The sequence below is a fragment of the Desulfosarcina sp. genome, assembly GCF_046496365.1.
Classification (GTDB): Bacteria; Desulfobacterota; Desulfobacteria; order Desulfobacterales; family Desulfosarcinaceae; genus Desulfosarcina.
On record NZ_JAWOHB010000037.1, the window covers coordinates 70461 to 90572 of the forward strand.

The window sequence follows — 20112 nt, forward strand, 5'->3', positions numbered from 1 at the left end:
TTATCTCCTCTTGTCAGCCATCCGGCCGACCAATTTTTTAATCCGATCGGACACGTTGACCCGCATGCCGCCATTTCCGGCCGCTCCCCGGTCAATCAGGGAACGGCCCACCAGCAGACCAAGCAGGATCAGGCAGACCAGGGGCAATACATCGCCGATTTGCGTATAGACGGTCTTTTCGAAGAGCACGGGGACCGTTCGAGCGACCACCGCATCTTCGAAAAGGGCCGTGTAAACCAGGATGCGCCCGGCAGGATCCACAAAGGCGCTGATCCCGGTATTGGCGCAACGCACCAGGCTGCGGCGATTCTCTACAGCCCTGAAAACCGCCATCGACAGATGCTGGTATGCGGCGCTGCTTTTTCCGAACCAGGCATCGTTGGTCAGGTTAACCAGCACCCCGGCACCGTTTTTCACCAGCGACCGGGAAAGCCCGGGGAAGATGATCTCAAAACAGATCTGCACGCCGATGGCGGGGTTGTCATCTCCCCACGCAAGGGTCCGACCGCGCTCTCCAACCGAAAAGTCGCCGACCTGGGCCACCATCTTGCCCACGAAGGAGAGCAGGTGTTTGAGTGGCACATACTCGCCGAAGGGAACCAGGTGGACCTTGTCGTATCGCCCGGTAACGCCGCCGTCCGGCGCCACCATATAGGCACTGTTGAAATAAGCTTGACTACCGGGCTGCCCCTGTACGCTGGGGCTGCCTACCAGCAGATGGACGCCTGCCTCACGGATCGCATCGATCACCAGCCGGGTGAGTTTGGGGCTGGCCTCAAAGTAAAACGGCGTCGCCGTTTCCGGCCACACCACCAGATCCGGTTCATGGGCGGCGGCCGACAACGTCAGATCGATATATTTTTTGGTGGTGCTGATCTGAAAGGCCGGATCCCATTTGCGGGCCTGGTCGATATTGCCCTGGATGAGTGCCACCCTAAACGATGCCGCCTGGGCCGCGGCCTGATCCGTGGCCCCGATTCGCATGCTTCCGTAACCCAGACACGCACCCATCAAGATAATCGGCAGCAAGGCGGCCGTAATCACCTGCCGCTTGGCCACCGGATGTCCGCGCCATTTTTTCTGGGCGGCGAACAGCAGCAGCACATAAACGGCGGCGTTGCAGAGCACCACCAGAAAAGAGATCCCATACACCCCGAACATATCGGAGATCTGGATGATATGCAACCGATTAAACTGGGAATATCCAATCAATCCCCAGGGGAATCCGGTCATCAGAATCGCGCGCATATATTCCAGCGCCACCCAGAAAACCGGGGCCAGCAGGATCAGGAGCCCGGGCTTTGTGCACATACGGGCAATGGCCAGCGCAAAGAGCCCGGGATAGAGGGCGAGATAGGCGGCAAGCAGAACCAGCAGGGACACGCACTGCCACCAGGGCAGATATCCGTAGGTACGCATGGTAATGACCACCCAATACAGCAGGGTCAGGTAGTGGACCAAACCGGTGATCATTCCGAATCTGAAGGCGTCTTTGGGATTCAATTCCCGCAGGGTGATAAAGAGCGGGACCAGGGCAAACCAGGCCAATACGGAAAATCCCGCTTTGGGAAAAGCCGCCGTCAGCATCAGCCCGCTGATGATGGCGGGCAGCCATTTGGTTTTGAAGGCGATGGTCACGTCACCGAGACGATTCTAAGCAGCTGGATCTCGTATTCCAGCGCATAAGACATGAGAGGCAGCGCCATTATTGGGGCGCTGCCTCGTATCGAGGATTTTTTTTGCGGCCAACCGCGGGGAATCCAGCGTATGGACAAAGAACAAATGGCAGTCCGCCTGCAAACCCTCATCGTACAGGCCGGAAAATGCGCTCGCTGCTGCAGTCCAAAACTTTCCGGCCCATCCTTTTCAAATTGAAACACGAATCTGCAACTTTCTCACGGCCCCACCGTATTGGGCCTCTCCTTGGAGCGGCACAACCTTAAATCACCGGCCATTGCAAGTCAAGTCGGCACTGCGTGAGATGAGTGCTTGAATTTGAACCGATTTCATGAGATGAAGACCGCGTGTCCCGGATAAACGTCATCCTCTGGCGATCCGGCCGGGTATCCTATCAGCATCCATCTTCAAATGCGATCAGAAAAGAGGCTGTTCATGCGACACTTCCTAGTTGCGTTGGGTATCGTTGTGTTGGTTTGTCTGCAGGCTTCCCACGTTTCATCACAGTCCCCTGAACCTGAAAACCAAGCTTCGCCGGAGGCGTCTGAAAACAATGCCACGCTACACGACCGGGTTTCCACCACCTTCGATCTGTCCGCGGGCTACCGCGTTGACAAATTGAACTGGCACATCGCCGGCAATCTGCAGGGCACCGACCCCAACGTCCGTTCCGAACTCACCTGGTCCGATCTTAACATTTATCAGCTCAAACTGGCCAATCGCACCTTTATCAAAGATCACGTCTATGTGCGGGGTCATCTGGACGTTGGTCTGGTGGCATCCGGCGACAACCGGGACGTCGACTACAATGGCGACGACCGGACGCAGGAATTCTCACGCTCACTCAACGGCGTGGACGGCAACGACGTTTGGGATGGATCCGTTGCTGTGGGACCCCGCTTTGCCTTTTTTGGATCCAGCTTGGTCGTCTGCCCCCTGCTCGGCTATGCCGTTTCCGAACAGGACCTGAACATCGTCGACGGCTATCAGGCCTTCACGGCACCACCCGCCACAACAGGCACCGGTCCGTTTCCCGGTTTGGACAGCCGCTACCAGGCCCGCTGGAAGGGGCCCTGGATAGGCATGGATCTCTTGTTTTCGATTGCCAGCACGGAGGGGCTCTTCAGTGAAATCGGGGTTATATTCACCGCTGAATACCACTGGGTGGACTATGATGCCGAGGCCAACTGGAACCTGCGTGCGGATTTTCAGCATCCGGTCAGTTTTACCCACGAGGCCGAGGGCAGCGGCCTGGCGGCGGGAGCAAAAATCCTGTTCGAAACCAAAAAGCACTGGGGCCTCACTGTCGGCATGCACATGCAGGAAATGACCACCGACCCCGGGGTGGATCGCATGTATTACGCCGATGGCACGGCTGCCGACACCCGCCTCAACGAAGTCCACTGGCGTTCATTCACGTTCGAAGCGGGTTTTTCCTATCGGTTCTGATTTTATGAAGGGTACACGCTCTCAATCAACCGCTTGGCTGAAAAACAGGGCTGGATCACCGCCGCGCAGGCGCCCGGAAGCATGCATGTCAAGGCTCGGACATTCTTAGCGCATGCGTTGAAGGATAATTTTGAGTACGCGGCGCAAGGGTTCGGCCGCCCCCCAGAGCAGCTGGTCACCTACGGTAAAAGCCGTCAGATATTGCGGTCCCAGGTTCAGTTTGCGAATACGCCCCACGGGGATGCCCAGCGTCCCGGAAACACTTGCCGGACTGAGCTGCGCCAGGGTGGCGGCCTTGTCATTGGGCACCACCGATACCCATTGGTTGCCCGAGGCAATGGCCGCTTCAATGGCATCCAGAGGGATGTCTTCGGTCAGCTTGATCGTCAGCGCCTGGCTGTGGCAGCGCATGGCACCCACGCGGACACATTGACCGTCGATGGCAATGGGATTGCCCGATCGCCCGAGGATCTTGTTTGTCTCCACCAGGCCCTTCCACTCTTCCCGCGTCTGCCCGTTCTCCATGGCACGGTCGATCCAGGGGATCAGACTGCCCGCCAGCGGCGCGCCGAAATACTGGACCGGAAAATCGGGTCCGGCCAGCGCCGCGGTAATCTGACGATCGATCTCCAGGATGGAGGATGCCGGATCACTTAGCAGCACTTTGGCTGCATCGCCCAGCATCCCCATTTGCGTCACCAGTTCCCGCATGTTGTTGGCCCCGGCGCCCGAAGCGCTCTGGTAGGTCATGGAGGTCAGCCACTCAATCCAGTTCTTTTCAAACAGGCCGCCAAGGGCCATAAGCATCAGCGAAACAGTACAGTTGCCACCAATATAATCTTTAATGCCGGTATCCAGTGCCTGGTCGATCACACGGCGGTTTACCGGGTCCAGGACGATGACGCTGTCGGCCTTCATTCTCAGCGTGGATGCCGCATCGATCCAGTACCCGGACCACCCCCTTTGCCGCAGCGTCGGATGGATCCGCTCCGTGTAGCCGCCACCCTGACAGGATACTATCACCGTCATGTCCGCCAGCTTGTCCAGGTCATTGGCGTCCAGGACCGGCTGGGGGCCTGTGCCGAGGACCGGACCGGTTTTGCCGGCCTGGGAGGTCGAAAAAAAAACGGGATCAAAAGCGGAAAAGTCCTTTTCAGCCAACATCCGGTCCATAAGAACCGACCCTACCATTCCACGCCAGCCAACGATGCCCACGCTGATCATTTTTGCATGACTCCTTAACCCGTATACGATCAACCCAACTTAAGTCTGAGTATCCTCAGCCTCTGCCCATGCGTGCCAGCCTCTTCCAATAAAGTTCACGCGGTCAGGTTGTCAAGGTGTTTTGCAATCCGTCGGCGCACTGGATAAGCGGGTCGGCATGCGCAACGCAACCGTGCGGCGCCATGCAAGTCGCCGAACCTGGCACAGTGACGCAGCACCGACGGAATGCTTTCGGTTTCCAGGCGACCCGCTTTTGTTCTTACCACCGCATCAAAATATGCGCTAAAGAAAAACGAGCACTGACCGAAAAAAGAATCCGGGCGGCAGGTTGCAGCCACCCCGCCAATCCACGTCGCCAAACCGTTGGCAATTCTGATCCGAAAAATGAGGATGAATGCATGAAAATAAAGTCAAAGCTGCTGTTGGGTTTCACCGGAGTGGTATTGGTCATCATGATCTGTTCGACAGTGGCGGTTTACCTGCTGCTGAACAAGCAAAATCGTGCCGCAGTGAGGGCAAGCCTGGAGAAAACCATCAACCTGGTCAGGGACGACCTTGGCAAGCGCCAGGCCAAGCAGATTCGAGACACCCGCCAAGCGGTCACCCTGAACAAAATCGGCGAAAACATCAAATTCATGGCTGATTTTGCCGGCCAGATCAATATCACCCGTGACGGCTACATAAAAACGACGGCCGCGCTGGCGCAGTTCATTGCCGCCGGCGAGTTGTGGCAGGCCGCTGTTTTTGATCAAAACGGAGCGCTCGTGTCGTCTGCCCAGAACATGGCAGACAACACCTTGATGACCGTCTATGCCCATGGTCAAGGCAAACAGACGTTTGAACACGCCCGCATCAATGCAGGCGCACCCCTGAATGAGGCCGACTGGCAAACATCCGCGTCCTCCCCGATAACCACCATTGCCGAGCGGTTTTCCGGAAACCCGGTTGCAAAGGAGGAATCCGTTCGGTATGTGGAAATGGACGGCGGGCTCTGCATCCAAATCACAGCGCCCATCTATACCCATGTCTACAACCGCGTGACCGAACAGGCGGAACCGCAGGTGTTTGGAACGGTTGTCGCCTGGCAGCGGCTGGGGCGTGATTTTTCAGCCACCATCGCCAAACTGTCCGGCATGGACCTGAATGTATTCTCCGGCCAGGGAAAAATAAATCTCGGCTCGCTGCCGGCATACAGCCAGCTGGCCGGTGCCACTCAGGCTGCGGTGGACACCGCCCGCTCAGTGGAGACGCAGCCATTCGTATCCAGCGAAATCATCGTGAACGGCGCCGGCTATTTCCAGGCGGCCCTTCCGCTCCATGACGGAACCCGCGTCAACGGATGGTTGAGCGCCCTGGTTTCCATGGAAACGGTTGCCGCCAACACACGCCAGATGGTCATCATGATGAGCCTGGTCTATTTGGGTTGTCTGGTTGTCGTAATCCCGATGGCCTACCTATTTGCCGCCTCTTTCTCCCGTCGGATCAATGATGTAGTCGGTGGACTGAAGGATATCGCCGAAGGCGAAGGAGATCTGACCCGGCGACTCGCGCAAATCAGCAAAGACGAACTGGGTGATCTGGCCCGCTGGTTCAATACCTTCATCCAGCGACTGCAGGGCATCATCCAGGAAATTGCCGGTAATGCCGGCCACCTGGCCGCATCCGCCACCGGCCTGAACGAACTTTCCGAAAAAATGGCCGCCCGTGCGTCAGACATGTCCACTGAATCGGCGGCGGTTTCCTCGGCATCGGAAGCGGTAAGCCTCAGCACCAGCTCGATTGCCTCGGCCATGGAACAATCCAGCCTGAACTTAAGCACCGTAGCCGCCGCTGCCGAAGAGATGACGGCCACCATCAATGAAATCGTACGCAACACCGAAACCGCCAACCGAATCACCGGCAAGGCGGTGGATCAGGTCAGTCGCGCCTCGCAACGGGTCTCCGTGCTGGGGTCTGCCGCCCAGGAAATCGGCAAGGTGACGGAAGCCATCACCGCAATATCCGATCAGACCAACCTGTTGGCCCTGAATGCCACCATTGAGGCGGCCCGGGCCGGCGAAGCGGGTAAAGGATTTGCCGTCGTGGCCAACGAGATCAAGGAACTGGCCAAGCAGACAGCCGCGGCTACCGCGGAAATCAAACAGAAAATAGAAGGGATCCAGCAAACCACCGAAGGAACCGTCGCCGAAATCGAGAACATCACAACCGTCATCAATGAGGTCAGTCAGATCGTCACCACGATTTCAACAGCCGTGGCGCAACAGTCCGACACCACAGGGGAGATTGCCGGCAACGTGGCTCAGGCATCTCAGGGCGTCCAGGAAGTTAACACCACTGTCGCCGAAAGCACCCTGGCCGTAGAACAGGTGGCCCAGACGTTGATGCGGGTCAACCGCGCCTCAAGCGACATGTCCAGTCAAAGCAACGCCGTCAACGACAGCACCCATGCCCTGTCCCGTCTGGCGGAGGAGCTCAACAGGCTGGTGAGCTGTTTCAGGGTATGAACCCGATCATTGGGTGCGGTTGCGGTTCAGATACCCTCGGGCATATCCGTCCAGCGCCCTGCCAGAAATTTCACGATGGTCTTCAGGAACAGCTCCGGTTCTTCAACCGGAATGGAGTGACCGGCACCCTTGACCACCATAATCCGCCCACCGCTTATTTCGGCCACCTCCGCCGCCCCGTCGACGCTTACCAGCGGATCGTCTGAGCCGCACATCACCAGTAAAGGTGCCTCGAGTTTGTTCAGCATGGACCTCAGGCTCGGGTAACCGGCCATGGCCGACAGGTGGGCCACCAGAGACGGCGCGCGGTTGCGTCGGCTGATGGTTTTGGCGATTCGATCAAGAATTCTGCTGTTCCGGACCAGGTAAGCCTCTCCGAAAACATGCGGCATGACAGCGCTCACCAGGGTGTCCATGCCAGTGTTTTCAATGATCTTCAGCCATGACCGGACAATCAGCCGGGCACGTATCGGCGCTCTGACCCCAATGGCGCACAACACCAGTCGGTTGACTGATTCGGGTTTCCGCCGGGCCATTGCATAGGCCAACAGGGAGCCGTGGCTTAATCCCACGAGACAGACCGGTCCCAGTCCAAGGTGACGGATCAGGGCGCAAAGATCCTCAAAATGAAGATCCAGGCAGAGAGGCAATTCACCCAATTCGCTTTCTCCCTGCCCCCTGGCATCATAGAGCAGTGAGCGGAAATCGGGTTTTAAAGCCGCGGCGATCACCTTCCAGTACATGGTGGTCTGCAAGGTGCCGTTCAAAAAAACAACCACCGGACGCGCAAGTTCGAATCCAATGGTTTCATAATACAGGCTGCATCCGTCCTGGGTTCGGAAATAAGCCATTAGCCGGCCGTCCTTTTTTCAGGGTTGACGTCCCGGGTTTGCCGTTGGATAAATCACACCCGGTTGGCTTCCGGTTAAACATTGCTTGCATGTTGAATACAAAACAGTCTAACTTGACGTCTTTTAAAGCGTTACACAAGGAGCAGGGCGCATGTCTACCAAATTCTGAGGTTTCAAGCACCCGAATCGCAGCAATTCCGCGGCTGTCAGGCAGACCGGCGGTTATCGAATCACTGCGCTGTCGGGCAAAGGTCCAATTGCGGGTGTCCGTTTTCTGCATGACGCAAACGCCCCGCAACAGTGAAAGCACCCATGCACCATCAATTGCAATCCATAATGGCCGCGCCGGCGTTAAAGCGATGATGGCTGCCTGCCTGGCCGGCGGCCGGCAGCCTGCGCACAAGGATCCCCGCCATTGACCAAACTGATGCTTTCTTTGGGAATCATAGCGGTCGGATTGTCGCTGGGATATGCCGTTCAACGGCTGTCCAACGCTGGCGTGGTGCGCCTGCCCATATCATTGGATGCTTTACGTAAACGCCTCCAGAAGACAGCTCTGCTTTTCGTTCTGCCGGTAACGGTGTTAGGTGCCATCTGGATCGTGGATGTCCGGTCCGTGTCCATCGCCGCCCTCCCCCTGATTGGCGTTGGGGCAATTACCCTGGGCGGCATCCTGGCCATGGGGGCCGCCAGCCTGCTCAAGCTCGAAGCGCACCGGACCGGAGCCCTGATTCCATGTGGCGCGTTCACCAACATCGGATCCATTGGCGCCTTGATCTGCTATGTTTACCTGGGAGAAAATGGGTTCGCCCTGGTTCCCATCTACAAACTGTTTGAGGAGTTGACCTATTACTCGATCGGGTTCCCCATCGCAAAATATTTCAGCGCCATGGATGCAAAGCAGGACTCAACCGCTGATCGACTGAAGGCCCTGGCTGGTGATCCGTTTATCCTGGTGGCCCTCTCCAGCATTCTTCTGGGCGGAATTCTCAATCTTTCCCAGGTGCCGCGTCCGGCGGTCTTCGGCACGATCAATGCGATATTCATCCCCCTGGGCACCGGGTTGCTGCTCGTCTCCATCGGCCTGGCCATGCGTTTTAAAAGTGTGCGCCACTATCTGAAAGAATGCACCCTGGTGAGCCTGATCAAATTTGCCATCGTGCCCTTGTGCGCCACCACGGCCGCCTGGTCGATCGGATATGGTCAAATTGACGACGGTCTGCCGCTGAAGGTGGTGCTGATCCTGTCATCCATGCCGGTGGCCTTCAATGCGCTGATCCCACCATCCATTTACGATCTGGATCTTGACCTGGCCAATGCCTGCTGGTTTTTCACCACGTCGGCATTGATCGTCGTGCTGCCGGTGCTTTTGATGCTGATCAACATGATTTGACAAATTGCGGAAGTCCTGACATTATTTAACAAACTGTAATCTTTACCGGTTTGTTAAATCCCGAGTGATCAGGTGAAATCACTGTGCATTTTTTTGTGCTGTTGGGCCTGACCAGGCCCGTGTCCGCTCCAGATACAGGCAAGTGGTTTTTTTGATGTCCAAACTGAATACCGCCCGCGTGGAAATGCGAACCCGAATTTTCTTTTTCCTCATCCTCCTTGGCCTGTTTTCGGCGCTGGCTGCACCTGCCGCCGACCGGCGGATCATCGTCGGCTGTCATGAACATACACCCCTGATTTTTACCGATTCAGACGGGAAGGTCAAGGGCATCGCCGTCGATATTCTCACCCATATCGCCCGCAAAGAGAATTGGGCCATTGCATACCTTCCCGGTTCATACGCCCAGTGCACCCAGCGGCTGGAAAACGGGGCCATCGATTTGTTGCCGGGCATGGTCATCTCCCCTGAGATGGCGGCCAGCTTCACCTTCAGTGAAGAGGCCATCGTTGAGAACTGGGGGCAGATCTATGTCAGTCCGGACAGCCGGTTTGCGGATATTCTCGATTTTGAAAAAAAAGAAGTGGCGGTGGTCGAAGCAGACATCTATTTTCAATTTTTTGAGGCCGTCCTGGGCAAATTCGACATTCACCCGCGATTCATTCAGGTGGACAATTATGAACAGGTATTGTCCCTGATCCACCAGAAAAAAGTGTCTGCCGGGATTGTCCCCCGGCTTTACGGCGCTTTTTATGAAAAGGGGTACCGGATAGACAAAAGCCCCATCCGTTTCAAACCCACGCAACTGCGGTTTGCCGCGGCCAAAGGCCGCGACGCTGCCTTTATGGACACCCTGGATCATCATTTAAAGACCTTGAAGGAAAACCCCAACTCGATCTTCTATCGGTCGCTGGACCGCTGGACCATGGGGGTTCGCAAGACGACATTGCCACTGTGGCTGCGCCCCTTGTGGCTACTGGGCATCAGCGTATGCATCATGGGGTTGATTATCGTGGGAAATATTTTTCTCAGGAGGCAGGTCAAGCTGCGCACCGAAACGTTGAAAACCACCATCGCAGAGAAAGAGAAGTTTGAAAGTGAGCTGGCGGTGGCCCGGGAAATCCAACTGCAGCTGGTCCCAGGCAATTTCCCGTCTGTTCCCGGCAGGAAAGAATTCGACATATTCGCCAGTCTGGAACCGGCCCGCGAGGTCGGGGGTGATTTTTACGACTATTTCTTCATCGACCGCAACTCCCTGTGCCTGGTAATCGGCGATGTGTCCGGCAAAGGCGTACCCGCAGCCCTGTTCATGGCCATGACCAAAACCATGATCAAGGCCGCGGCAAGAGTGCTGGTGGAGCCGGAATATATTCTGGCCGATGTCAACCGGGAAATCGCCAGGAACAATCCGTCCCTCACTTTCGTAACGGTTTTCCTGGGTGTCCTGGACCTGGGTAGCGGCAACCTGACCTACTCCTGCGCCGGCCACATCCCACAGTTGATTATCGGCAGAAAAGGAAACTCGGTGCTGCTTGGCGAGGCCCAATTTCCGGCCATCGGGCTGGACGAGACCTTCCAGTACCGCCAGGCCCGCGTCCAATTGAAGCACGAAGAAGGATTGCTTCTCTTTACTGACGGCGTCACCGAAGCGCACAATCCCCTCAATCGTCTGTTTACGCAGGAAGCGTTGATGAACACGGTATCTTTGACGGCAGGGCTGACGCCCAAGGAGCGGGTCACGGCTATATTGTCTCAACTTAATGAATTTACTGGAAATAAACCCTTGGAGGATGATTTGACCCTGCTGGCCCTGACCTACTTTTCTCCAAACCGGATTGACAGCACGCTGAAGACCATTGTGCTAAGAAATGACATCCATGAATTGAGCCGGATCATCGACGCAATAAACCACACCGCCGCTTCGGCGTCCTGCCCGCCGGTGGTGGTTCACGACGTTACCCTGGCCATGGAGGAGATATTTTCCAACATCGTCTTTTATGGGTTTGGTGACGATCTGGATCACACCATCACCCTTGATCTGGTTATCGAAGGTGACGCGCTGGTCCTGACGCTTCAGGATGAGGGCATTCCGTTCAACCCCCTCAATGTTCAAATGGGCCGCAAAGACAAACCACTGGAAGAACGCGACCAGGGCGGGATGGGCATTATCCTGGCAAAAAATCTCATGGATCTGATGGAATACCGGCGTGAACGGGGAAAAAATATCCTGCGAATGGAAAAACGGTATCGTTGAGCCGCAAAAAAATCATAAGGAGCAGCCAGTGAATTTATCAGTGACATCGAAGCAGAAAATGGACGGGGTATACATCGTGTCGCCATACGGCCGGCTGGATACCGGCACCTATCCCGTCCTGGAAGAACGCGTGGATGTGGTTCTCCGGGAGAATCCCCACACCCTGGTATTTGACATGGAAAGGCTCGACTACATCTCCAGCATGGGTGTGCGCGTAATCGCCAAGGCTCAGCGGGAAATGAAGGCTTATAACGGCAAAGTGATCCTGCTCAATCTGCAACCCCAGATTCAAAAAGTATTCGACATCATCAAAGCCCTGCCCTCCCAGCAGGTCTTCTCCAGCATGGGAGAACTCGACGACTACCTCGATCGGATGCAACGGCAGGTCACGGGATAGCATCGGGATCGGATGTGCCTTGACAGCGCCCTGCAAGGAGGCTAAAACCGGCGTCGTAAACAGGACCGCGAACAGACCAACTCCGACCGGACAAGAGGAGATTCGCCATGGACAATCCCATCCAGCATTACTGGGAAATTCGGCTTCAAAAAACAAAGCGCGCATTGGAGGCCGGCAACTTCGATGTCTACATTGCAGACAATAAGGATCTGGCCAAAAAAATGGCCTACGACACGATAATCCCGGCCATGGCCCCAAAAACCATCTCCTGGGGCGGATCCATGACCTTTGTGGGCACGCGTCTTTATGAATCGCTGAGAAATGACCCCCGCTACACGGTGCTGGACACCTACGACAAAAGCCTCTCCCCGGAAGAGAGCATGCAGCGCCGCCGGGAATCATTGATGGTGGATCTGTTCATCACCGGCACCAATGCCCTTACCGAAAACGGCCAGCTGGTCAACCTGGACATGATCGGCAACCGGGTGGCGGCCCTGACCTTCGGTCCCAGACAGGTGCTGGTATTCGTCGGTCGAAACAAGATCGTCGCGGATCGTGAGGCTGCCTTTGCGCGCATAAAAAATTTCGCGGCGCCGGTAAACGTCATGCGCCTGGACAAAAAAAGCCCCTGCGGCAAAACCGGCCACTGTGAAAACTGCAGCAGTCCGGACCGCATCTGCAACACCTGGACAATCACCGAGAAAAGCTTTCCCAAACACCGGGTCAAGGTCGTTCTGATCAACGAGGACATGGGATTTTGAAGACTTGAGAGAAGATTGTGGGCAACCGGAAATCAGATTCGGGGGTTCCTGAAAAGACCGACCCGATCAAGGAGTGACAGGCATGACCATCGAAGCGACCACCTGGCTGTATGTGGCCATTCAGAAAAACGGTCCCAACGAACAGATCGTCGGTCAGACCGACACCGAGCACGATATCTCTTTCATTCCGGCCTTCCTGAGCAAGGAGGTCGCCCAGCAGGCCATGTTCCATCTGCGCCTTGAAAAAAAGAAAAAATACGAAGTGCAGGCCATTATCTGCGAAGACCTTGCCCGCCACGCCGTTGAAAATGGATTTCTGGTTTGGGTCCTGGATGAGGAAGGTAATGTGCTGGAACGGCTTCCATCCTCCGGCAGCGGGCAATAGCTTTATTTGCGCGTGATTAAAAGTATTCGAGCGCCGGCGCCTGCTTGCCCGCGGAAACCTGGAATGTTTAGGGATCCGGCTCATGATAACCGATTCTGCACGCCGAGCCTTTGGGAACCACTCACCGGATCGTATTTAGACAGCCAGCCGTAAAGGCAGCGATCCTCGAAAGCACGTCAACCTGCTTTTCCAGATGGGGTGCATGACCGCAGTCGGCAATCATTTCGACGACTGCCGCCTCACCGCATTTTTCCTGAATGGCCGCAATCTGTGCCTGGGAGCCGTAAGGGTCTTTTGACCCCTGGATGGCCAGTACGGGTACACGGATGGCAGGCAGGCAAGCCTCAATCGTCCACCCGTTGAAACCCGGATCGAGCCAGGCCTGGTTCCAGCCCCAAAAGGCGCAAGGCGTGTTTTTTCCATGGTAGACAAAAAGACGCGCCTTGAGATCCCCGTTAAGGTAGCGGTCGCGCGCGCCCAGAATCGATTGCCGCGTGAGCTCCTCGCAAAAAACATGGGCGGCCAAGGTGACCACCCCCTTCAGGCCGGGGCAGGGCTTGCTGCCGGCATGGATCAGGGCGATGGAACCGCCATCGGAGTGGCCGACGAGCAGGTGGGCCCGTATACCGGTTTGCCGAATGACCGCAGGCAGCACCGTCAGGGCTTCATGGTGCATGAAATCCAAGGGACGCGGCAGTGCACAGGGATCCGAATCCCCGTATCCCAGGCGGCTGTAAATCAGCACGCCGCATCCGGTTGCTGCGGCCAGGCGGGCTGGGAAGTCCCGCCACAGGTCCACACACCCCAGTCCTTCGTGAAGCAGTACCAGGGTGGGCGCCTGACCCGGATCCGGTCCGATCCATAGGGCCTCCAGCCGCCCCCCGCCGTTGCTTAAATCAATATCGAATCGGAACCGACGAATTATTTCTGATACCACTTGCCGCCGGCATCCTGAAGCCACTCCCCGGGTTTGGCATTTTCGGCAATCTGCAATGCCCGACGCTGAGCGACAATCTCGACCGCAGTGCCCTGCTGCTTGGCGATGGCGCCGTAAACCAGCTGCCTGTCTTTGTTTTCGGCATCCACCAGCGTCTGCGCCTGCTGATCGGCGCCGACAAAGGCAAGCAATCCCTGATTGTTCTCTCCGATAATGCCGGCAGCCTTGAGTTCTATGATCCTGGGCAGCCGATCTTTCATCCGCGCTTTGATATCACTGCAGTATGCCGACGCCCAAAAGAGAAGGATACCGGCAACCACCGTTGCCGCAAAACACAGATGTCGTGTCCGGTTCATTGCAATCGTCCTTTCATTTCCAAGCACACATCGTTTATCACCGTCCCTGTTGAACCCTCCCCGCCGCAAGCGGCGGGGAATGCACTCGCTATCGCGGTTCAGATGTTTTGATCGCATCGGCGGTTTCGTCGATATCGCCGAAGAAATCGTCCAGGGCCCGGTCCACTTTTACATTGACGTCGATGGTTATGTGGATCGGTTTGATTTCCATCGGTTTGACATCCACCTCGTGGCGGGTGACACAGGATGAAAGGCCCCACAAAGCCCAGAGGATTGCCGCCGCCGGCAGCAAAACCATTTTCAGCATAACGGATCTCCTTGGCTACTCGATCGTGTTGACGATATCCTTATACTGCAAAAGCTGGTTGAGGGGAAGTCTCAGGTTCACGTCCAGACCGATGCCCTGGAAAACCGACCCCTGCGACCCGACTTCGACGCGAACAAAGCCACCAATCTCTTTTTTATATATAAACGGCAATGGGTTGGACGGCTTACCGTCAAACTGGAGACGCATGATAAAATCGTCGCCTTCGGACATCAAGCCAAGCTTGGCCCAGGTGTAGGCATAGTCCTTCAGCGCCGCTTGGGCCAACTCGATCTGGGCAAACTGGGGCGACCCCACCGGAATTCCCCGGGTGAGAACCTCGGTGCCGCTGAGCTGAATCTGCCCGGTTTCCCCGGGGGTGGAAAAGAGGAACCCGTCATCGAAACGGATCTTGCCGTTGTTGTATACGATGGGGATTCTTCCGTTTACCGTTCCGCTTCCCCTGGCGTTGACCGCCCCCAGCTGCTCGAGGATTCGGGAAAGCCCCAGACGCTGGCAGTACAGGCTCACCGTGTAATCCGGCCTGCCGGCTGTAATGCGCAGGGCCTGAGCATCCACCTTGCCGCCGCACCAATCCAGACGTCCTTTTTCGATAAACAGGGTCTTGTCCGATTCCACCTGCACATCCAATGACCCTCCGTCCACTACGATACTTCCCATGGCGGCACGGGCAAAACGGATCTGCTGGGCTGGGCTGCTGCGAATGCGGGGCAGCTCCGGGAAATTCAGGCTTGTATCGATCCCCGCCACAGAGACTTTCTTCTCCGCCATGGTCAGCGTACCACCCGAAATTCCCAAATCCAGGGAGCCCCTTACGCCTTTGCTTGAAAGCGACCCCTCACCCCGGGCGGAAACCATGCCGGCAAGGGTAATCCCTTTGACTGCCGGGAAAACACGTCCCAGATCGTTTTCCGCCGTCAGTTGATACGGCGGTATCTGAAAGGTGAAGTCCGACTCCACCGATCGTGATGCACCGGCATACACGGTCCCGCTGAAGACGGCGGTCATACCTGGAAACAGGTCGCTGGCATGGGTGGCGCTAAGGTCGTAGGCATCCTTTTTCTGGGTGATCCCTCCCTGGATCTTACCCAGGGAGCGGTTATTGTAAACGAGGCTGCCAACTGAAAAGGTGCCCTTGCCGCCGTTTTCTTCAGGGTCCGATCGAAAGGGAAGATCCAGACGACCGCCGGCCGCATGCAAGCCGCTGGCAGGGTGACGAAATCGACCGTTGGACACATGCAGACGCGCATCCCAAACCTGCGGATCGCCCGCCTGCTGTTGAAAGCGGGCAGAAAGCGTCAAGGCGTCGAGTTCGCCCTCCAACCCATGGCCAGCGAAGGTCGGCGAGGCCGCCTCAATCCGAGCTTCACCGACGAGTGCGGGCCCATGGCGCGCATGGCTGAACTGCAGGCGGCCGTTGGCATGGGTCGAAGCCAGCCTGACAACGGTGTCACCGCCAGCCGCCTGGATCGTGTCCAGATCCAGCTGCCAGTTGGCAGTTACCCCCTCTCCATCGCCTTGCACCGCAAGGTTGAAGTGGGGCGGGGCGGTAAGGATACGAATCCCGCCTGCGGTCAAATCGAGCCCATGCGTTGGGATGTCGCCATGTCTTTCAGTCTGACCGGTCAGCGCTGTCCAGTCGCCAGCTGCATTTTGGTTGATAACGAATCGCAGCGGCAGCCATACGCTGCCTTTCGAAGCCAGGGCTATCGGGTGTTCGACGGCAAAGGAGCGGATCGATAATTCAGCCTCACCTTCCACGGATCGCGGGTCTCCATCAAGACGCGCGGTCGCTGCCAGCATGTTTAGGGCCACGGGCAGCGGCTTCTGAAGCTGCAGGCCCCCACCCCGGAGCCGCCATGTATCAAGATCCCCGGAGACTGCCGACAGAACGGTCGGCGATTCGCCCGCCAGTGGTTCGAGAACCAGGGACGCGTACGCCAATCGACCGCTGTGCCAGGACAGGTCGACATTGGCATCCGACAGGGTCCAGGGATTCATGCTCACCCGTGCACCGGCCTGAGCGGTCATGGTTCCGGTGGCCTCGAGTCCGGGAATGAGGTCAATCAGATCGGCAAAACGGTCCAGGTCAATCAGCGCGCCATCGAGACTGACATCGGCCCTGCGGTTTTGCAGGTCCACCTGGGCGGTTAGCGTGAACTGGTGATCGCGGGGAAACACGTGCAACCGGGCCTTCAGATGGGTCATACCATTGCCATCCGGCTCCAAATACGCTTCAAAGGGAATTTTATAGGTCGCGCTGCGCCAGGTCAGGTTTATCATTCCGCTGCGGATCTCAAGCTTATCGACCGTCAGGCCCCCCAGAGGTGGCGCCCCCTGTGTGGGCAAAGTGCCGTCAGTTTTCGCATCTGCCCGCGGACCTGCTGGCAACCCCGGCAGGGTGATACCCAAACCATCCGGGGCAAGGCTGCAGTTCACCGTCACATCGCGGATGCGAAGGCAACGAACTTTTTTGCGGCGCAATTCGCCCAAGGTGTAGTCGAGCTCCATGGAATGAATGGCAAGGGCCGGTCGGTCATGAGGGCCGAAAATAAATGGCCCTGCCGCAGTCTGACGGAGGCCGATCCTGGAGACGCGCCCCGTGAAATCCAAAAATCCCAGTTGCTGCATCTGGACCACGGGGAGCCGCTTCGTCACCAGTACGGGCAGATATAGATAACCGGCAACACCCAGACAGGCTGCCAGGGAGACGACCGCCAGACCAACCAGAATCATGGTCGTTCCATATCGTTTTGGGGGCGAGGGTTCGTTCATCTACGCTGTGATTGCCTTGAATGTGAAGTTTTGGGAAAATATCGGTTTCCCCGCCGGTTCATTGCCCTGCCCGGCAGTCGCTTTGAAGACAGTTGCGACCCGACCGCCCCGGAAAGCAGGGGTCACCGCGGTACAGCTGTCTGCGTGCATGCCCGCCTCCGGGGGTATAAAATCCGCCATGGGTTCAAGACCAGTTACGGATAGGGCTGGAAAATTTTATTTCTAAATGATATTGAACAGATATATTTGTGTCAAACAAAAAGACCGGCAATCCTTTCAACGTGCAGATGGATTTTTTTGTGTGAGAAGATGATCGCATGCCGTGACATCACGTTTCAATACGCGGGTGCGGAGACCCCGCTGTTCGAAAACCTCGATGTGACCATCGACAAGCCGGGCTTTCACGCCCTGTTCGGGCCGTCCGGGGTCGGCAAGACCACCCTTGCCAAAATTATTTCCGGGGACATCGCCAATTTTTCAGGGCAGGTTCAAACCATCGGCGAAAGGCCATGCTTGTACACGCACAACCGTGAGCGGCTGCCCGGGTGGTCGCCCGTGGGCAGGCACCTGGAGAAAACAACCCCGGCGGGCAGGCAGACACTCAAGGATGAACTGATCCACCATTTCGGCCTGTCCAAACTCATGGGAATGCGCTTCTCGCAACTCTCCATGGGGCAGGCCAACCGGATAAACCTGCTGCGATACCTTCTCCAGGACTTCGGCATCCTCATCATGGACGAAAGCCTGGCCAATGTGGATGAACCCACCCGGCACACCATCCTCTACCGGATCAAATCGACCTTCCCGGAGGTCGTTTTTGTGTACATTTCCCATAACGTCATGGAGGTGTCGCGTTTCTGTAAGCAGATCATCGTCTTTCGCGGGGCTAACCAATCGCCCCAGACCTGTCGCATCGACGGACAGGATCACCGCATGAACCAGGCGCTGGACAAGCGGGCACTGGAGCAATCCATGCTGGAGATCATCAATGCTGCATAGACGCGTCTTCCAGTTCCTCATCGTCTACCTGTTGGGCATCGGTCTGCTGTTCGGGCTCAAAGTGGTTCTGAATCTCTCCGATTACGTGATCCCGGGTCCCGCAAGCGTCTGGCAGACCGGTCGGGAGGAGTTTTCCCGCTATGCCGGGGATGTACTCGACACCTTATCCGTGGCTGTCATCGGCCAGGTGCTGTCCATCATGATGGCCCTTGCCTTAGGGGTGGCCGGTCGCCGGGCCACCTGGTTCGGGTCTTTCATCAAGGTGGCGGCCTTCAATGTCCAGGCCTATCCCATTGTGGCCATCGCCCCCATCCTGTTCATCCTGCTCGGAGACGGGTACCTCACCCGTCTGTTAATCGCTGCGATGATCTGCTATTTTCCGCTGCTTCTGTCGGTGATCGGCATTATGAGTGAACCGGTGGCCGAAATCGAACACTTTTACCGGGCCACGGGGCGGCTGAGATGGCAGCTCGAAGTAAAAATCAGGGCTTTTGAGAACCTTCACAAGCTTACCACCGTGATTTCGGGCAGCGCCACCCTGGCCATGGCCGGCACCATCGTCGCCGAATTTATCGCCGCCAACGCCGGCATCGGCTACAGCATCCGCATCGCCCTATATCAAAGCGATCTTTCCAAAATTCTGGCGGCGCTGTTTATCATCGGCATTACCCTATCCTTTTATCAGGGTCTATTGGAGCTGCTGGGCGCAGGTGTGAAGCGAGCATGGACCGCCGGATAATCGGTTACCTTCGGAAGGAGGCCACAGCATGAAACCACGCATGTCATCGCTCGGGTTGACCGCTTTGATTGTGATCGCGATCGTCAGCGGTGGGCTGATGGGCACCGGCGACGGTCTGGCCCAGGAAAAAGTCGCCTACCGACTGAAATGGATGATCAACGCAAGCACCGCAGGGGACGTTTTTGCACTCAGCCAGGGTTTCTTTGCCAAAGAAGGCCTGGACGTGGCGGTCAAGGCCGGTGGGCCGGAACGCGATGCCATCCGTGAGCTGGAACTGGGGTACGCCCAGTTTGGGGTGGCCTCGGCTGACCAGGTGATTCGGGCGCTGAGCAAAGGTGCTGCGGTGGTTGTTCTGGCACAGCTGTTTCAGGTCAATCCCCTCCAGTGGATTTACCGCCCCGACGACTTCTCCTTGTCGCGGACCCAGGATCTGGCCGGACGAACCGTGGGTGTAACCTATGGCGGAAACGATGAAACCATCCTGCGCGCCCTGCTGGCCGGTGCCGGAATGAATCCAGACCAGGTTCGTCTGGCCAGCGTCCGATACGACTATATGCCTTTTTTAAAAAACCAGGTCCAGGTGTGGCCGGTCTATCGCAACACCCAGGGCATTTTCCTGGCCGACAAGCTTGCGTCCGGCGGGGATCGGGTGGCTTTTTTCGATCCGTCCGAACATGGGGTTCGATTCGTGGCCAACAGCATCGTCACATCACAAAAGATGATCGCCCACCATTTGGGGACCGTTGAAGGGTTTTCCCGGGCGCTGCTTGCCGGATGGCAGGCGGCAATGGCATCGGCCAACGAATCCGCGGTTATCCGTGCAGTGTCCGCTTACGACCGGGACACATCACCGGCGGTCATGCGCCGCCAGCTGGCAGTCACCCGTCAGATGATCCAACCCGATCCAGCGGTTCGCCTGGGCCATATCGACAAAGGGGCATGGCTGCAGACAGAAAAAATCATGCTGGACCAAAAATTAATCCCCGCACCGGTTCATGTCATCGACCGACTCCGTCCCCAGCCATCCTCCTGATCGACGTCCTGCAGGGGCCCCAACGCACAACCGTCCAAAATAAATTATGACGCCAT

General features: G+C 57.0%; 17 protein-coding genes. 10 read left to right on the forward strand and 7 right to left on the reverse strand.

Annotated elements, in window-relative coordinates:
• Entirely contained in the window at window positions 1-1638 is a 1638-nt protein-coding gene (gene lnt / locus R6V78_RS02345) for an apolipoprotein N-acyltransferase (RefSeq protein ID WP_410287715.1), read from the reverse strand.
• A 474-nt stretch (window positions 1639-2112) separates the two neighbouring features.
• Here lnt and R6V78_RS02350 point away from each other — a divergent pair, with 474 nt between their 5' ends.
• A complete protein-coding gene (locus R6V78_RS02350; protein ID WP_410287716.1) occupies window positions 2113-3126 on the forward strand; it encodes a hypothetical protein in 1014 nt (337 codons plus the stop codon).
• Window positions 3127-3231: 105 nt separating this feature from the next.
• On the opposite strand, the gene asd is transcribed toward R6V78_RS02350, so the two are convergent.
• Window positions 3232-4350, reverse strand: coding sequence for an aspartate-semialdehyde dehydrogenase (gene asd, locus R6V78_RS02355; protein WP_410287717.1), 1119 nt, complete (start codon window positions 4348-4350; stop codon window positions 3232-3234).
• A gap of 398 nt (window positions 4351-4748) precedes the next feature.
• Between asd and R6V78_RS02360 the strand changes: the two genes are divergently transcribed.
• The gene (locus tag R6V78_RS02360) at window positions 4749-6854 is read left to right on the forward strand and encodes a methyl-accepting chemotaxis protein (RefSeq protein ID WP_410287718.1); all 2106 of its coding nucleotides are present in this window, start codon (window positions 4749-4751) and stop codon (window positions 6852-6854) included.
• A gap of 26 nt (window positions 6855-6880) precedes the next feature.
• Here the strand turns inward: R6V78_RS02360 and R6V78_RS02365 are convergent, their stop codons facing one another.
• A complete protein-coding gene (locus R6V78_RS02365) occupies window positions 6881-7705 on the reverse strand; it encodes an alpha/beta fold hydrolase (RefSeq protein ID WP_410287719.1) in 825 nt (274 codons plus the stop codon).
• Window positions 7706-8120: 415 nt separating this feature from the next.
• Here R6V78_RS02365 and R6V78_RS02370 point away from each other — a divergent pair, with 415 nt between their 5' ends.
• From R6V78_RS02370 to R6V78_RS02390, 5 genes are all read left to right on the forward strand, one after another.
• On the forward strand, window positions 8121-9098 hold the full coding sequence (locus R6V78_RS02370; protein ID WP_410287720.1) for an AEC family transporter: 978 nt from the start codon (window positions 8121-8123) through the stop codon (window positions 9096-9098).
• Between the two features lie 154 nt (window positions 9099-9252).
• Window positions 9253-11349 carry a SpoIIE family protein phosphatase gene (locus R6V78_RS02375; protein ID WP_410287721.1) on the forward strand — a complete coding sequence of 699 codons (2097 nt, stop codon included), beginning with the start codon at window positions 9253-9255 and terminating at the stop codon, window positions 11347-11349.
• 28 nt (window positions 11350-11377) lie between these two features.
• Window positions 11378-11746 carry an STAS domain-containing protein gene (locus R6V78_RS02380; RefSeq protein ID WP_410287722.1) on the forward strand — a complete coding sequence of 123 codons (369 nt, stop codon included), beginning with the start codon at window positions 11378-11380 and terminating at the stop codon, window positions 11744-11746.
• Window positions 11747-11853: 107 nt separating this feature from the next.
• Window positions 11854-12507 (forward strand): lactate utilization protein, encoded by a 654-nt coding sequence (locus tag R6V78_RS02385; RefSeq protein WP_410287723.1) that lies wholly within the window; start codon window positions 11854-11856, stop codon window positions 12505-12507.
• A gap of 82 nt (window positions 12508-12589) precedes the next feature.
• Entirely contained in the window at window positions 12590-12892 is a 303-nt protein-coding gene (locus R6V78_RS02390; RefSeq protein ID WP_410287724.1) for a hypothetical protein, read from the forward strand.
• Between the two features lie 121 nt (window positions 12893-13013).
• On the opposite strand, the gene R6V78_RS02395 is transcribed toward R6V78_RS02390, so the two are convergent.
• The 4 genes from R6V78_RS02395 to R6V78_RS02410 form a co-directional block, all read right to left on the reverse strand.
• Window positions 13014-13829 (reverse strand): alpha/beta fold hydrolase, encoded by an 816-nt coding sequence (locus R6V78_RS02395; protein WP_410287725.1) that lies wholly within the window; start codon window positions 13827-13829, stop codon window positions 13014-13016.
• Window positions 13814-14185 carry a YdbL family protein gene (locus R6V78_RS02400; protein WP_410287726.1) on the reverse strand — a complete coding sequence of 124 codons (372 nt, stop codon included), beginning with the start codon at window positions 14183-14185 and terminating at the stop codon, window positions 13814-13816. Before R6V78_RS02400 ends, R6V78_RS02395 begins: the two co-directional genes overlap by 16 nt.
• 88 nt (window positions 14186-14273) lie before the next feature.
• Window positions 14274-14492: a YnbE family lipoprotein gene (locus R6V78_RS02405; RefSeq protein WP_410287727.1), complete on the reverse strand. Its 219-nt coding sequence runs from the start codon at window positions 14490-14492 to the stop codon at window positions 14274-14276.
• Between the two features lie 15 nt (window positions 14493-14507).
• A complete protein-coding gene (locus tag R6V78_RS02410) occupies window positions 14508-17246 on the reverse strand; it encodes a YdbH domain-containing protein (protein ID WP_410287728.1) in 2739 nt (912 codons plus the stop codon).
• A gap of 348 nt (window positions 17247-17594) precedes the next feature.
• Between R6V78_RS02410 and R6V78_RS02415 the strand changes: the two genes are divergently transcribed.
• From R6V78_RS02415 to R6V78_RS02425, 3 genes are read left to right on the forward strand one after another with little or no spacing between them, the layout of a single operon-like run.
• Window positions 17595-18284, forward strand: coding sequence for an ATP-binding cassette domain-containing protein (locus R6V78_RS02415; RefSeq protein WP_410287729.1), 690 nt, complete (start codon window positions 17595-17597; stop codon window positions 18282-18284).
• Complete coding sequence (locus tag R6V78_RS02420) at window positions 18274-19023, forward strand: ABC transporter permease (protein ID WP_410287730.1); 750 nt, start codon at window positions 18274-18276, stop codon at window positions 19021-19023. The genes R6V78_RS02415 and R6V78_RS02420 overlap by 11 nt, the downstream gene beginning before the upstream one ends.
• Window positions 19024-19051: 28 nt before the next feature.
• Window positions 19052-20056 (forward strand): ABC transporter substrate-binding protein, encoded by a 1005-nt coding sequence (locus tag R6V78_RS02425; RefSeq protein ID WP_410287731.1) that lies wholly within the window; start codon window positions 19052-19054, stop codon window positions 20054-20056.
• The last annotated feature ends 56 nt before the right edge of the window (window positions 20057-20112 follow it).